Source organism: Lacisediminihabitans sp. (assembly GCF_043726815.1).
Classification (GTDB): domain Bacteria; phylum Actinomycetota; class Actinomycetes; order Actinomycetales; family Microbacteriaceae; genus Lacisediminihabitans.
Window position 1 is genome coordinate 1 of record NZ_JAYSJZ010000105.1, and the last position, 13,372, is coordinate 13,372.

A 13,372-nucleotide genomic window follows, 5' to 3' on the forward strand; every position below is an offset into this window, starting at 1 on the left:
ACGCGATCGACCAGCCGCGCAACCCGGTTCCGGTATTCATCGCGATGGCGCTATATGCCGGCGCGAGCATTCTCAGCCTGCTGCCGGGGCGACAACCCATGCCGATGTGGATGGCAGCATTGAACTTCGCTGTCGTCGTGTTGATCACTCTGTTGGTTGCTGCCCAACTCACTTTCGACCGGCCGGGCGGAACCGGCTACGCGAGTTGGTACGTCGCGGCGAGTGGAACACTGCTCACCATCACGTCGACGCGCGGTCGTCATATTTTTGCGTGGCTGGGGATCGCATTCCTGGTCGCACACACGATCACGGTCGTGGGTCCGGTAGGGCCGGCGGGGTTGCTGAGCTTGGGCATCGTGGGTAGCGCATCCTGGGTGGCGGTTTCGCATATTCTGAGCATTGCCCTCGCCAAGGCGGGCTGTGATGCGAGACGCTTCGCGCGGGCCGAACGCGAAGCCACCGACTGGCAGGCTGCGCAGGATGCGCACCTTCATGAGCGACAGGCCAGACTCGCGCAGACGAGCACGATGGCGCTGGGGATGCTCCGCCAGATTCTCTCCAGCGGCGGAAACCTCACGGACGAGCAGCGTGAGGAGTGCCTGCATCTCGAGAGCGCGATCCGTGACGAGATCCGCGGACGCCGGCTGCTCAACGAAGCCGTGCGCGATGAGGTGATGCTCGCGCGCCGCCGCGGAGCCACGGTTACCCTTCTCGACGAGGGCAGCCTTGATGACCTGACGGATGCCGAGCTCGAGCGCGTATTGTCTCGCCTTGCGGTCGCGATCCATAAAACCGACGCGGACAAGATAATTGTCCGCACAGTGCCGGAAGGGTCGGATGTCGCGGTGACCGTGGTGGGCCTGCACAGCGTGGCAGACCATGAGTCCGTGGCACTCGGACGCGATTCTCTCATCGAGGACGAGGTGGACCTGTGGCTCGAAATTCCCCGTGCACCGCACGGGGTTGAACCCGGGTCAGGGCGATAACCCGAATATCGCCCTGACCCGCCCCCAAATCATTAGCCCGCTTACCCTAGTTGGCTAATGAATGGTGGTGTAACTCGAATGAGAGACACCTAGCACTGTCAATACTGCAACGCACAGACCGTACGGCAAAGTCGTCACTTAGGGGGACTTGCGGGGGACAATTTTGTACCCTGTCACCCGTTCGAGGGCCGAAAATACCGGGAATTTCGGGGCCACGAGTGCGGATACCGGGGTACGTTTGGCCAAAGAGGGAACTTTTCCTCCGTCACGTGTCTCATTACCGTCGGGATCCGCAGCAGATATCTGCGGAATTCGTCAAATCAACGCTCCCGGGCTCTGGAAACCGCAGAAATGGCACTCGTTCGGGGGTGTTTACGCCGGAAACTAGCCGGCGAAGCCGCGCCAGGCGCCGTATCCGGGCACGAGCGTGCCGCGCAGCTGTCGCTGGCTCCGCTGCCAGGCGCTCTGTCCGCCGCGGGCGACGCGTGAGTCGTCATCGTCCTGGGCCTCGTCCAGCATCGCCGTGATGACGGCGGTGACCGCCGCCAGCTCGAGCGGGGTCGGATCACCGCTGAGCACGGTGATCGCCTCCGCGGCCTCCTGCGGCTCGCTGCCGCTCACAGGGGGATGTTCCCGTGCTTCTTGGGCGGGAGGCTCGCACGCTTGGTCCTGAGGGCCCTCAGCGCCTTCGTCACCACGACCCGGGTCGCGGCCGGCTCGATCACGCCGTCGAGTTCGCCCCGCTCGGCCGCCAGGAACGGGCTCGCGACGTTGTAGGTGTATTCGTTGGCGAGCTTCGTGCGCACGGCAGCGACATCCTCTCCGGCGGTCTCCGCGGCCTTGATCTCGCTGCGGTAGAGGATCTGCACGGCACCCTGCCCGCCCATCACCGCGATCTCCGCGGTGGGCCAGGCGTAGTTGAGGTCGGCTCCGAGCTGCTTCGACCCCATCACGATGTACGCGCCGCCGTAGGCCTTGCGCACGATGACCGTGACGAGCGGCACCGTCGCCTCGGCGTAGGCGTAGAGAAGTTTCGCGCCGCGGCGGATGACGCCGGTCCACTCCTGATCGGTCCCCGGCAGGTACCCGGGGGTGTCGACCAGGGTGAGGATCGGAATCGAGAACGCGTCGCAGAACCGCACGAACCTCGCGGCCTTCTCCCCGGCGTCGATGTTCAGCGTGCCGGCCATGGTCGACGGCTGGTTGGCGATGATGCCGACCGATCTTCCCTCGACGCGGCCGAATCCGATCACGATGTTGGGCGCGAACAGCGGCTGCACCTCGAGGAAGTCTGCATTGTCCACGATGTGCTCGATCACGGTGACGACGTCGTACGGCTGATTGGGGCTGTCCGGGATGAGCACGTTGAGGCGGCGGTCCTCGTCGGTCGTCTCGAGTTCGACGCTGCTCTCGTACACCGGATGCTCGGCCAGATTGTTGTCCGGCAGGAAGCCCAGCAGGCTGCGCGCATAGTCGAGCGCGTCATCCTCGTCGGCGGCGAGCCAGTGGGCGACGCCGGAGACCTTGTTGTGGGTGAGTGCCCCGCCGAGCTCCTCCATGCCCACGTCCTCGCCCGTGACGGTCTTGATCACGTCGGGACCGGTGACGAACATCTGGCTGGTCTTGTCGACCATGATCACGAAGTCGGTGAGGGCGGGGGAGTAGACGGCGCCGCCGGCGGCCGGACCCATGATGATCGAGATCTGCGGGACGACGCCGGACGCGGCAGTGTTTCGGCGGAAGATCTCGCCGTACTTGCCGAGGGCGACGACGCCCTCCTGGATGCGGGCGCCGCCCGAGTCGAGCATTCCGATGATCGGCACGCCCGTCTTGAGGGCGAGATCCATGACCTTGATGATCTTCTCGCCGGCCACCTCGCCGAGCGAGCCGCCGAAGATGGTGAAGTCCTGGCTGTAGACGGCGACCTGACGGCCGTGGATGGTACCGGTGCCGGTGACGACCGCGTCGCCGTACGGACGCTTCTTCTCCATGCCGAAGGCGTGGGTGCGGTGACGGACGAATTCGTCGAGCTCCACGAACGACCCGTGGTCGAGCAGCTGCTCGATGCGCTCGCGGGCCGTCTTCTTGCCCTTGGAGTGCTGCTTCTCGATCGCCGCCTCGCCGCTCGCCGTCACGGCCTCGTGGTAGCGCACCTTGAGGTCGGCGAGCTTGCCCGCCGTCGTATACATGTCGTTGTCTGCAGTCACCCGTTCACTTTAGCGTTCACGATCGGACGCAACCGGTGGTGATGATCTACAAAACACCGGCCGAAGCATGGTCGGTCGTACCCTTGGAGCATGGACTTTCCTCGCAGCGGACGGCTCGCGGCACGGCTCGAGATTCTCGACGAGTGCGGCTCGACGAACACCGAGCTCGTGCGGCGGGCGTCGACCGACGGCGACGAGTGGCCAGACCTCTCCGCGCTGGTGACGCTGAACCAGACCGAGGGCCGCGGCAGGCTCGGCCGCGTCTGGGTCGCGCCGCCCGGACGTGCGATCGCGATCTCGGTGCTGCTGCGACCCCGCCTGCCCGCCGGGGAGCCGCTCGGCCTGGAGAATTTCGGCTGGTTGCCGCTCATCGCCGGCGTCGCGATGACGAGGGCGGTTGCCGCGCTCGTGCCAGACCACTCCGTGACGCTCAAGTGGCCGAACGACGTGCAGGTCGACGGCCGCAAGGTGTCCGGGCTGCTCGCCGAGTTGCTCCCCAGCCAGGACGCCGTGGTGATCGGCGCGGGACTCAACCTCGCCTTCGCGGAGAACGAGCTGCCCACTCCCACCTCGACGTCGCTCTCCCTTCTCGGGGCATCCGCCGCCCTGCCGGAACTCGCGGATGCCGCGCTCGCGGGATTCCTCGGAGAGCTCACGCCCCTCTATGCCGAGTTCCTCCGGCTCGGGGCCGACCCCGGGGCGAGCGGTGTGGCCGACGCGGTCGGCGCGCTCTGCAGCACCCTCGGCCAGCAGGTGAAGGTGCAGCTGCCGGGGGGAGACGTGCTCGTCGGCACGGCCACCGAGATCGATCGCACCGGCAGGCTCGTCGTCACCCGGTCGACGGATGGTCGCGTAGTGGCTGTCGCCGCCGGCGACGTGACACATCTGCGGTATGAATAGGACATGGCAAGCGACGAGCAGGACAGCGAACGGGTAGTCGCCCGGGTGAGGCCCCACGGTCGCGTGCTGTTCTGGCCGAGCCTGGTGCTGATCGCCACCGTCGGTGCGATGGCGTACTTCAACGGCGGCTTCTCCGAACAGTGGCAGAACGTGGCGGTTCTCGCCGGCGGCACCCTCGTGATCGTGCTGCTCTGGCTCCTGCCGCTCCTGGCCTGGCTGGGCAAGCGGTACATCATCACCACCCGCCGCATCATCATCCGCACCGGATTCTTCGTTCGCGTGCGGCAGGAGTTGCTGCACAGCCGCGGCTATGACGTGACCGTGCGGCAGAACTCGCTGCAGAGCATGTTCGGAAGCGGCGACGTGTTCATCAACGCTGGCCTCGAGCATCCTGTGCTGCTGCGCGACGTGCCGGGCGCCGACCTCGTGCAGAGCGCGCTGCACGACCTGATGGAGCGCAGCCTGAACCCGATCGCCGCGCGCCGGCAGGCCGAGGCCTCGAGGGCGTCCGACGAGACGACGGCCTGGGGCAAGCGCTAGGAGACCGGCGCGTCTGCCTTGTCCCGCAGGGCGGAGAGGTTGTCTGAACGCTGGTGACCGTAGACCCAGAACCGGTAGAGCACGAACCGGAACGTCGTGCCGAGCACGAGCCCCACGACGTTGGATGAGATGTTGTCGGCCAGCAGCGAGGTGAAGCCGAGAAGGTAGTGCGACACCCACAGGCAGAGCAGGCCGATGGCGAGGCCGCCCACCGACACGACGGTGAACTCGGCGAGCTCGAGCAGGTAGTTCTTGCGGCGGTGCTCGCGAAATGTCCAGTACCGGTTGCCGAACCAGCTCGCGAGGGTCGCCACGGCGACCGAGACGATCTTCGCCCCGATCGGACCCTGGAAGAAGTGCCCCTCCCCGAAGAGTCCGAGGCGCAGGGCGTTGAAGATGCTCACGTCGATCACGTAGCCGACGAGCCCCACCACGCCGAACTTGAGGACGTAACCGATGAGCTTGGAGTAGAGGACCCTGCCAAGGTCGACGAGCCGTTGGAACACGGGACTCCCGGGGTGTCGTTGGCGGAGGGTGGGCGAGAAGGATCTTAGCGCCCGAGGCGGAACGCACGCTGAAACGGCTCGATAGGCTGGGGGAATGGTACTCAGAGTAGGCGTAATCGGGGGCGGACAGCTCGCCAGGATGATGATCCCGGCCGCGGTGAATCTCGGCATCGAACTGCGCGTTCTCGCCGAAAACGCAGGAGATTCGGCCGCGCTCGCGGCGACAACCATCGGGGATTACCGCGACCGCGAAGACGTCCTGCGTTTTGCGGAGGGGGTCGACGTGGTGACCTTCGATCACGAGCATGTGCCCACCGAGATCCTGCGCGAGCTCGTCGAGCGCGGCGTGCGGGTTCACCCGAGCCCGGATGCCCTGGTCTACGCCCAGGACAAGCTCCTGATGCGGGAGCGGCTTTCCGAGCTCGGCGTGCCGGTGCCCGAGTGGGCACGCATCGAGACCGCGGAGCAGCTCGACCTCTTTCTGGAGGCGAACGGCGGCCGAGCGGTCGTGAAGACGGCGCGAGGCGGCTACGACGGCAAGGGCGTGCGTGTCGTCTCCTCGTCGGCGGACATCGCAGACTGGCTCGCGGTCGGCGACCCGCTGCTCGCCGAGGAACTCGTGGACTTCCGCCGTGAGCTCGCCCAGTTGGTGGCCAGGCGCCCCTCCGGCGAGATCGTGAACTGGCCGGTGGTGGAGAGCATCCAGCGCGACGGCGTATGCGCCGAGGTGATCGCCCCGGCCCCGCGCTCGGCCGGGAAGCTCGCGGATGTGGCCTGCGAGATCGCCACCACCGTCGCCGAGGAGCTCGGCGTGACCGGTGTGCTCGCGGTGGAGCTGTTCGAGACGATGGATGAGCGCCTGCTGGTCAACGAGCTCGCCATGCGCCCGCACAACACCGGCCACTGGAGCATCGATGGCTCGACCACGAGCCAGTTCGAGCAGCACCTGCGCGCCGTGCTCGACCTGCCGCTCGGGGCCACCGGCACCCGCGACCTCTGGTCCGTGATGGTGAACATCCTCGGCGGACCGGCGGAGGGTTCCCTCGCCGACCGCTACCCGGCCGCCCTGGCCGACCAGCCGACGGTGAAGGTGCACAACTACGGCAAGGAGCCACGTCCTGGCCGCAAGGTGGGCCACGTGACGGCCGGCGGCGACGATCTCGACGAGGTGGCCTATCAGGCGCGTGCCGCTGCGGCGTATTTTCAGGACGACAATCTAGGCTGATGCCTATGCCAGAGCCCCGGGTCGCCGTTGTCATGGGTTCAGATTCCGACTGGACCGTCATGCGCGACGCCTCGGAGACTCTCACGGAGTTCGGCGTGGAGCACGAGGTGGAGGTCGTGTCGGCGCACCGCACCCCCGAGAAGATGATCGCCTTCGGCAAGGAAGCGGCCGCTCGCGGCCTCGGGGTCATCATCGCCGGAGCGGGCGGCGCCGCCCACCTGCCCGGCATGCTCGCGTCGGTCACGACGCTGCCGGTGGTGGGCGTGCCGGTGGCCCTCTCCACGCTGGACGGCCTCGACTCGCTCCTTTCGATAGTGCAGATGCCGGCCGGAGTGCCCGTCGCCACCGTCTCGATCGGTGGCGCTCGCAACGCGGCCCTTCTCGCCATCCGCATCCTCGCCGTCTCCGACCCGGCACTGTCGGCGAGACTGTCCGACTACGCGAAGGGTCTCGAGGCACTGGTCGCCCAGAAGAACGCCGCGCTGAAGTCGACGCTGTGACCGCCATCAACCCGGTGCGCGACCCGGACCTCCGCTCCCCGAACGTCATGACCAAGCGGGCCTGGTGGCTCGTGGGGCTCAACATCCTCATCCCCGGTTCGGCGCAGATCCTTGCGGGCAACCGCAGGCTCGGTCGTTTCGGCGTCGGCACGACCTTCCTGCTCTGGGCGGTCGCCCTCCTGAGCCTCGTCGTCTACCTCGTGGCGCATACGGTGTTCTACACGATCGTGACCAATCCGATCGTGCTCACCGTGGCGCAGGTGGCGCTCGCCGGCTACGCGATCCTCTGGATAGTGCTCACGCTGGACACGCTGCGGCTCGTGCGGCTGATCCGGGCCGCCCCGATCACGCGCCCGTTCATCGCGGCCCTCGCGGTGCTCGCGCTCGTGGCCACGGCCGGAGGCGCCAGCTATGCCGCGGCGACGGCGGGGAGCGCCCGCTCGGCACTGGGCCAGATCTTCGCCGGATCGACGATGGCCCCGCCCGTGAACGGGCGGTACAACATCATGCTGCTGGGCGGGGACGCGGGTCCCGACCGCACGGGACTCCGTCCGGACAGCACCTCGGTCGCGAGCATCGACGCGGCGACCGGCGCGACCACCATCATCGGCATCCCCCGCAACCTCGAACAGATCCCGTTCGTCAAGGGCTCGCCACTCTACGGCCCGTTCCCGAACGGCTACAACTGCGGCGACAAGTGCCTCATCGACTACCTGTACACCTACGGTGAAGAGCACCCCTCCCTGTATCCGAAGGCCGTCGCGAACGGCAGCCTGCCGGGCATCGAGGCGATGCGGGATGCCGTCGAGGGCGTGCTCGGAATCAAGATCCAGTACTTCGGCCTCATCGACATGCAGGGGTTCTCCGACCTCGTCGACGCGCTGGGCGGCGTCACGGTGGACGTGCCCACCCGCACCCCCATCGGCGGAGTCACCGGCGCGAAGCCGACCGGCTGGGTGGAGGCGGGCACCCAGAAGATGAACGGCGCCACGGCTCTCTGGTACGCCCGCACGCGCTACGACAGCAACGACTTCGAGCGGATGGCGCGCCAGCGCCTCGTGCAGGAGGCGATCATCAAGCAGTTCCAGCCCGCGATCATCGTGAGCAAGTTCCAGGCGATCGCGCAGGCCGGGGCCCAGGTCGTGAAGACGGATGTGCCGAGCTCGGCGCTCGGCGGTTTTGTGGATCTGGCCGAGAAGTCACGCAAGCTCCCGGTCGCGCACCTCGAACTCGTGCCGCCCCTCGTGCAGCCGGGCAATCCCGACTTCGCCAAGATCCGTCAGCTCGTCGCCCAGGCTCTCGCGCCCAAGACTTCTACTCCCGCGCCGTAACCTTCCTCGGTCTAGAGGTCGGCGTGCAGCTGCCAGACCTTCTCCGCCGAGTCCTTCCAGCTGAACGCGCCCGCGCGGTCCTGGCCGAGGAAGCCGAGTCTGGTCGCGAGCTCGTGGTCGGTGAGAACCGAGGACATGGCCGCGGCCAGCCGGTCGGCATAGCCCTCCGGATCGTCGCGGGCCACGACCAGGCCGGCGCCGGCGGCGACCTCGACCACGGCCGCGTCGTCCGAGTGCACGACGGGCGTCCCGAAATTGAAAGCCTCGATCACCGGCAGGCCGAATCCCTCGGCAAGGCTCGGGAACACGAAGACCGCCGCGCGTCCGAGGGCCACGGCGAGGTCGGCGTCCGCAAGGTAGCCGAGGGAGCGCACGCGGCCCTCCTCGAGCCCGGCCTCGGCGGCGACGCTGGCCAGGTCCTGGCCCTTGAAGCCCTCTGGTCCCGCGATGAGCAGCGGGATCCCGTCCAGTTCCGGGCGGGACAGCGACTGGATGAGCGGGACGAGACCGTTGCGCGGCTCGAGGGTGCCCATGCTCAGGATGTACCGGTCGGGAAGCTCCAGCCGCGCCGCGCGCACCTCTGGGTCGATCGGCGTCGTCAGCTTGGAGCTGACAGCACCGCCGATCACCCGGATCCGGTCGCCGAAGTCGTAGATCTCCGCCAGCTCGGTCGCCACGGCGTGCGTCGGCACCACGACGGCATCCGCGTACTTGTACGCCCGCTTGGTCATCGCCTTGTACCAGGCCAGCCGTCGCGGAGACAGCGACTCGGGGTGAGTCCACGGGATCACATCGTGGATCGTGACCACGGTCTGGTCGCCGGCGTTGTTGAGCCGGTCGTGCTTCGAGAGTGGGGCGAAGAGGCCGGGGGCGTGTAGCATGCCCGTGCCGGGCAGGCGGGTGAGACCGAACTGCCACGCTGTCTCGAGTTCGCGCCGGGCGAGGGCGCTCTTGAACAGGCCGGCAAGACCGGGCAGCAGGGTGGTGATGCGCTCATAGTCCTGCTCCGGCGACGCCGACACGATGCCGGTCACCTCGCAGCCGAGCGGCGCCGTGTGAATCAGCTCTCGGGTGAGTTCCTCCGTGTACCTGCCGATACCGCCGGGAATCGGGGCCACGATCTGGTCCACGATCACGCGAAGGGTCGTCATGTCGCTCCAATGAGGTCTTCCGGACCCGCCGGGCCACCGCTCGACTTTACCAGCCGATCGGCGTGCCCCACGAATGGGGGTCACTGTGCGGACGGAACTCGCCGAGCGTGATCAGCCGCCGGAGAGGACTCCGGCGTCGTTCGCGGCAGAGAGGGCTTCGCGCCAGTCGCGCATCTCGGGGATGCCCGCCCGCTGCCAGGCGGCATGCCCCAGCACCGAGTAGTCGGGCCGCGGGGCCGGGCGCACGAACTGGTCGCTGGTGGTGGGGAGCACGCGCTCCGGGTCGAGGTCGGCCAGGCGGAAGACCTCGCGGGCGAAGTCGAACCAGGTCCCCTCGCCGGAGTTGGTGCCGTGGTAGATGCCCGGGGCCGCCTCGGAGTCGAGCAGCGCCACGATCTGGGCGGCGAGATCGGCGGTCCAGGTGGGTTGGCCGCGCTGGTCGTTCACGACGCTGACGGTGTCGTGGGTCGTCGCGAGTTTCAGCATCGTCCGGGCGAAGTTGCCGCCGTTCGCCCCGTACAGCCACGCCGTGCGCACGATGTACGTTCCGTCGGGGTTGGCCGCCCCGGCGAGACGTTCGCCGTCCGCCTTGGTGCGTCCATAGGCCGAGATCGGGTTCAGGGGCGTGTCCTCGTCATAGGGAGACGTCGCCGAGCCGTCGAAGACGTAGTCGGTGGACACCTGCACCAGCCGCGCGCCGCACTCGGCCGCCGCGATCGCGAGGTTCTGCGCCCCGGTGGAGTTCACGGCCTGCGCCTCGTCCTCGTGGCTCTCCGCATCGTCGACCTTCGTGTAGGCGGACGCGTTGATCACGGCGTCATGGCCGGCCACCGCCGCGCGCACCGCATCGAGGTCGGTCACGTCGAGGTCGGCCCGGGTGAGTGCCGTCACCTCCCGTCCGGCAAGTGCCAGCCGAAGGTCGGTGCCGAGCATTCCACCCGCTCCGGTGATGAGGTATCGCAATTTGGTCACGCCTTAGATCGTGCCATCTTTCACCGCGGCCTGGATCCACGGGATCACCTCGTCGAGCATGTCCTCGAGGGTGGTGGTCGCCTCGAAGCCGAGCACGTCCCTGGCCTTCGTCGTGTCCGGCACGCGCTTCTGCACGTCGTGCTCGTAGCCCTCGTCGTGCACGAGACGAAGCGGAACGCCCTCGCCCTTGATCTTCTGCCAGATCACCTCGGCGAGTTCGGTGACCGTGTGCCCGGATGCCGTGGAGATGTTGAAGTCGGTGTTGAGCGCGCCCGGGTGGTCGAGGGTCAACACGATGCCGCGGGCGAGGTCGCCCCCGTAGGTGTAGTGACGCACCTGGTCGCCCGCACCGAGGATGTGCAGGGGATCCTGCCCCTTGACGATCTTCTGCACGAGGTCCGGCACCACATGGCTCATCGCGAGGGTCACGTTTCCGGAGTCGATCTCGACGTCGCCGAGCGCCCGGCTCTCGCCGATCCCCACGCAGTTGAACGGCCGCACGATCGTGTACGGCAGCTTGTACTGGTCCCAGGCGGCGCGGGCGAAATACTCCACCGCGAGCTTCTGGAAGCCGTACGACGACAGGGGCGGCGGCACGAGACGCTCGTCGCCCTCCTTGCTCGGCCAGCGGTCGGTGGACTCGAAGACCATCGAGCTCGACATGTAGGTGACCTTCTTCAGGCGACCCGCCTTGTGCGCGGCGATCGCGGCATCCACCGAGGAAGCGATGATGCGCTCGTTCTGGGCGAGCAGGTCGTAGGCATAGGTGTGGAAGTAGGAGATGCCGCCGATGAGCGCGGCGCCGGCGATGAAGTGGTCGGCGTCGGAGAGCACGCGGGTCATGAGGTCGACGTCCTGAACGTCGCCCACGATCAGTTCGTAGTCGGGGTGGGAGTCGTAGGACTTCACGACCCGGCCGTACTTGGAGTAGTTGTCCACGCCCACCACCTTGTGGCCCTGGCGCAGGAGCTCCTCGACGATGTACCCGCCGATGAATCCGGCCGATCCGGTGACGACCACCTTCGTGGGTTCGGTCATGATGTGGGGCTCCTCTTCGAAATGGCTTTCAGTTGGTCGAGCGTGAGGCGGGGTCCGAAGGCGAACCGGTACCACCTCAGGTACTTGGGGATCCAGGCGGCCACCCGGAAGTTGGTGGTGCCGGCGGTGCGGTCGAGCCAGATCGTGGGGATTTCGGCCACCGGCAGTCGCAGGCGCCGCGCCTTCGCGGTGAGCTCGATTCCGATCTCGAAGCCGTCCCGGCTGTCGATGCCGACGGAGCGCACGAAGGCCGCGTCGTAGGCCTTGAACGAGTTGGTGGCGTCGCGGGTCCCCGCATTCGCGAACGCGTGCAGGGACTGCCCGGCCGTGCGGGAGAGGAGGCTCTTGAAGCGTGGCGCTCCGACCTGCTGTCCGCCGGCCATGTAGCGGGAGGCCGCGGCGATCACCACTCCGCGTTCCACGAGCAGCACGAGTTCGTCGATCTGCCTCGGGTCGTCGCAGCCGTCCGCCATCGTCACGACGAGCGTGCGCGCGTTCGCGTGGTCGATCCCGTAGCGCAGGGCGTTCGCCGGTCCGCGCCCGTAGTCGTTGACGACCACGCGCACCTGCGGGTGCTCGATCGCGAATAGTTCGGTGGGCGGGACCGTGGTGTCGTCTGCGCTGTCCACCACGACGAGGATCTCCGCGTCGCTCGTGACGGCGGCGACGATGCGCCGCAGGCCGGGCAGGATGTGCTCGCCCTCGTTGTAGGCCGGGATGATGATCGACACCCGGTGCGTCGGGTCGGTCACACCAACACCCCGTTGCCCAGGACGTTCCAGACGTCGACGACCGGCGTGTCGGTGCGCAGGCCCCGGTACTCGGGATGCGGGGTGGCGATCACGAGGATGTCGGCCTTCTCCAGCACGAGGTCGAGCGGCAGGAGGGTGTCATCGGTCTCCTCGGTGACGTACGGGTCGGTCGACAGCACGCCCTTCGCCTTGAACTTGAGCACCCGACGCAGCTTGTACGACAGGCTCGAGCGGATGTCGTCGGACTCGGCCTTGAACGACATGCCGAGGATGCCCACGGTGGCGTTCGCCAGGTCGAATCGCTTCTCGAGCCGGCTGACGAGGTAGAGAGGCAAGCCCTCGTTCACCAGCATGGCCGAGTGTCCGAGGCTGAAGGTGTTGTCGCTGAACGCGGCGAGCTGCATCGTGTCCTTGAAGAGGCAGGGACCGGCGGAGAAGCCCGGGCCCGGCATGTCGCTGGCCCGCGGGTAGTCCTGGGTGAGCCCGGCGCGGATCTTCTCGAAGTCGAGCCCTCGATCGTTGGCCATCATGTAGAACTGGTTCGCCGCGGCGAACTTGATGTACCGCCAGGTGTTGGTGAAGAGCTTTGCGAGCTCGGCCTCCTCCGGTTCGAGGTGCACGATCTGATCGGTGAGCAGCCCGAAGAGCTCGGCGGCGCGCTCCCGCCCCGCCACCGTGCGGGCGGAGACGATCTGCGGCAGGCTGAACAGCTCGGTCATCGCCCGGTGCTCGGCGATGCGCTCCGGGCAGAAGGCCACGGGAACGTCCACCCCGAGGCCCGCGATCATCCTCTCCACGAGCGCGGTGACTCCCGGGTACACGGTGCTGCGCAGCACCAGCAGCTGCCCGTCACGCAGGAACTGGCTGCAGGCGCCGAGCGCCTTGGGGATCGCGTTCGGGTCTGGATTGAGGTGGTCGTCCACCGGGGTGCCGATCACGACCACGATGTTGCGGGCGTCGCCGACAACCGCCGCCTCCGTCGTGGCGCGGAGGCGTCCGGCCGCCAGGGCGCCCCGCAGCATCGGCTCGGCCCCCGGCTCGAGGAACGGAACCGTGCCGCCGTTGATCAGGGCGACGGCGGTCTCGCTGAGGTCGTAGATCACCACGGACGCCCCACGGTCGGCGAGCGCGATCGCGAGCGGCAGGCCGACGTGGCCGGCGCCGCCGACGACGACGACGTCGTTGTCGAATTCTCGTGGCATTGGTGTCCTCGGGTTCGCGGAGGCGCTCGAAACGAGCGGATCTCGGCTGGGCGGGGTTTCCA

General features: G+C 67.7%; 14 protein-coding genes. 6 read left to right on the forward strand and 8 right to left on the reverse strand.

Annotation, left to right across the window (positions count from 1 at the left end; all coding sequences use genetic code 11):
- On the forward strand, nt 1-986 hold a 986-nt coding region (locus ACHZD8_RS16000; RefSeq protein WP_394771423.1), incomplete at its 5' end, for a hypothetical protein.
- A 384-nt stretch (nt 987-1,370) separates the two neighbouring features.
- On the opposite strand, the gene ACHZD8_RS16005 is transcribed toward ACHZD8_RS16000, so the two are convergent.
- Together ACHZD8_RS16005 and ACHZD8_RS16010 are read right to left on the reverse strand one after the other, a co-directional pair.
- Nucleotides 1,371-1,607 (reverse strand): acyl-CoA carboxylase subunit epsilon, encoded by a 237-nt coding sequence (locus ACHZD8_RS16005; RefSeq protein ID WP_394771424.1) that lies wholly within the window; start codon nt 1,605-1,607, stop codon nt 1,371-1,373.
- Nucleotides 1,604-3,175, reverse strand: coding sequence for an acyl-CoA carboxylase subunit beta (locus ACHZD8_RS16010; RefSeq protein WP_394771465.1), 1,572 nt, complete (start codon nt 3,173-3,175; stop codon nt 1,604-1,606). Before ACHZD8_RS16010 ends, ACHZD8_RS16005 begins: the two co-directional genes overlap by 4 nt.
- 108 nt (nt 3,176-3,283) lie before the next feature.
- On the opposite strand from ACHZD8_RS16010, the gene ACHZD8_RS16015 reads away from it, so the two are divergent.
- The gene (locus tag ACHZD8_RS16015; protein WP_394771425.1) at nt 3,284-4,093 is read left to right on the forward strand and encodes a biotin--[acetyl-CoA-carboxylase] ligase; all 810 of its coding nucleotides are present in this window, start codon (nt 3,284-3,286) and stop codon (nt 4,091-4,093) included.
- Nucleotides 4,094-4,096: 3 nt separating this feature from the next.
- Complete coding sequence (locus ACHZD8_RS16020) at nt 4,097-4,633, forward strand: PH domain-containing protein (protein WP_394771426.1); 537 nt, start codon at nt 4,097-4,099, stop codon at nt 4,631-4,633.
- Here the strand turns inward: ACHZD8_RS16020 and ACHZD8_RS16025 are convergent.
- Nucleotides 4,630-5,139 (reverse strand): GtrA family protein, encoded by a 510-nt coding sequence (locus ACHZD8_RS16025; protein ID WP_394771427.1) that lies wholly within the window; start codon nt 5,137-5,139, stop codon nt 4,630-4,632. The two genes, ACHZD8_RS16020 and ACHZD8_RS16025, sit on opposite strands and share 4 nt — an antisense overlap.
- Nucleotides 5,140-5,233: 94 nt before the next feature.
- Here ACHZD8_RS16025 and ACHZD8_RS16030 point away from each other — a divergent pair, with 94 nt between their 5' ends.
- From ACHZD8_RS16030 to ACHZD8_RS16040, 3 genes are read left to right on the forward strand one after another with little or no spacing between them, the layout of a single operon-like run.
- On the forward strand, nt 5,234-6,364 hold the full coding sequence (locus ACHZD8_RS16030; protein WP_394771428.1) for a 5-(carboxyamino)imidazole ribonucleotide synthase: 1,131 nt from the start codon (nt 5,234-5,236) through the stop codon (nt 6,362-6,364).
- A gap of 5 nt (nt 6,365-6,369) precedes the next feature.
- The gene (gene purE, locus ACHZD8_RS16035) at nt 6,370-6,864 is read left to right on the forward strand and encodes a 5-(carboxyamino)imidazole ribonucleotide mutase (protein ID WP_394771429.1); all 495 of its coding nucleotides are present in this window, start codon (nt 6,370-6,372) and stop codon (nt 6,862-6,864) included.
- Complete coding sequence (locus tag ACHZD8_RS16040; protein ID WP_394771430.1) at nt 6,861-8,195, forward strand: LCP family protein; 1,335 nt, start codon at nt 6,861-6,863, stop codon at nt 8,193-8,195. The genes purE and ACHZD8_RS16040 overlap by 4 nt, the downstream gene beginning before the upstream one ends.
- A gap of 11 nt (nt 8,196-8,206) precedes the next feature.
- Here the strand turns inward: ACHZD8_RS16040 and ACHZD8_RS16045 are convergent, their stop codons facing one another.
- The 5 genes from ACHZD8_RS16045 to ACHZD8_RS16065 form a co-directional block, all read right to left on the reverse strand.
- Entirely contained in the window at nt 8,207-9,346 is a 1,140-nt protein-coding gene (locus ACHZD8_RS16045) for a glycosyltransferase family 4 protein (protein WP_394771431.1), read from the reverse strand.
- A gap of 111 nt (nt 9,347-9,457) precedes the next feature.
- Nucleotides 9,458-10,309 (reverse strand): dTDP-4-dehydrorhamnose reductase, encoded by an 852-nt coding sequence (gene rfbD, locus ACHZD8_RS16050; protein WP_394771466.1) that lies wholly within the window; start codon nt 10,307-10,309, stop codon nt 9,458-9,460.
- A 12-nt stretch (nt 10,310-10,321) separates the two neighbouring features.
- Nucleotides 10,322-11,356: an NAD-dependent epimerase/dehydratase family protein gene (locus ACHZD8_RS16055; RefSeq protein ID WP_394771432.1), complete on the reverse strand. Its 1,035-nt coding sequence runs from the start codon at nt 11,354-11,356 to the stop codon at nt 10,322-10,324.
- Nucleotides 11,353-12,108: a glycosyltransferase family 2 protein gene (locus ACHZD8_RS16060; RefSeq protein ID WP_394771433.1), complete on the reverse strand. Its 756-nt coding sequence runs from the start codon at nt 12,106-12,108 to the stop codon at nt 11,353-11,355. The genes ACHZD8_RS16055 and ACHZD8_RS16060 overlap by 4 nt, the downstream gene beginning before the upstream one ends.
- On the reverse strand, nt 12,105-13,310 hold the full coding sequence (locus ACHZD8_RS16065; protein ID WP_394771434.1) for a nucleotide sugar dehydrogenase: 1,206 nt from the start codon (nt 13,308-13,310) through the stop codon (nt 12,105-12,107). Before ACHZD8_RS16065 ends, ACHZD8_RS16060 begins: the two co-directional genes overlap by 4 nt.
- Nucleotides 13,311-13,372 lie beyond the last annotated feature (62 nt).